The 1,071-nt window shown below is 71.1% G+C and carries 1 protein-coding gene; it reads left to right on the forward strand.

All coding sequences use genetic code 11. From position 1 onward, the window contains the following. On the forward strand, positions 1 to 901 hold a 901-nt coding region (dprA, locus tag HTS88_RS21960), incomplete at its 5' end, for a DNA-processing protein DprA (protein ID WP_174182318.1). Positions 902 to 1,071: the final 170 nt, after the last annotated feature.

The following is a 1,071-nucleotide window of genomic DNA, read 5'->3' on the forward strand; positions in this document are numbered from 1 at the left end:
TCGCATTGCACGCGCAGCCCTGACCTGCCTGTTTGAACCGACCGACACGGTTGGGCGGACCCTTGTGGGCAGGCTCGGCGCGTACGCCGCACTGCGGCTGGCCACCGGCGCCCAGCCCGCCCATACCCTCCCGGACGTGACGGCCGAGGAGCTGGCGGCCGCGCTGAAGCGCTGGGCACCCCGCGTGCCGGACCTGGACCCGGAAAAGGACCTGGCCACCATCGAACGCCTGGGCGGTGGTTTCCTGATCCCCGGGGATGAGCACTGGCCCACCGGCCTGGACGACCTCCCGGACGCACCCCTGGGACTCTGGTACCGGGGCAACATCGCCAACGGGATCCCCGACCCCTCCAGCTGCGCGGCACTGGCAGGCTCACGCGACTGCACGAGCTACGGCGCGGCCGTCACCGGTGACATGGCCTACAGTCTGGCCCAACGTGGAATCTGCGTCATCGCCGGACTCGCCTACGGCATCGACGCCCATGCCCACCGCGCCGCACTGGCCGGAAGCACCGGAGAAGGCCCGGCCACCATCGCCGTCCTGGCCGGGGGACTGGACCGTGACTACCCGTCCGGAAACGCCGACCTCGCGGCCGCGATCCGCGCCAACGGCCTGACCCTGTCTGAACTGCCCCCAGGATCGGCACCCACCCGGTACCGCTTTTTGCAGAGGAACCGCATCATCGCCGCGCTGGCCGGGGTGACCTGTGTTGTCGAAGCCCGCTGGCGCTCAGGCGCACTGAACACGGCGCATCACGCCGAAACCATCGCCCGGTACGTCGCCGCCGTCCCCGGCAGCGTCCACAGCGCCAACTCCGCAGGATGCCACCGGCTCCTGAAAGAAGGTGGCGCGGCACTGGTCACAGATGCGGCCGAGCTGACTGAACTGCTGGCCAGCTAGCCCCTGGGGTGGCCGGTCTTTCGGGGCCGGTCACCGCGGGCGGTCCGCCGTCCGTGGCCGGCTTTGGTGGTGGTCGCCGGCGGCGGACCGCCAATCCCGCAGCAACCAGGTGCGCAGCTGGCGGCCGCCGGCGGCAAGCCGGAGCTTGGTGGTGGCGTTGGGTTGTTCCG

It is taken from the genome of Pseudarthrobacter oxydans (assembly GCF_013314975.1).
GTDB lineage: Bacteria > Actinomycetota > Actinomycetes > Actinomycetales > Micrococcaceae > Arthrobacter > Arthrobacter oxydans.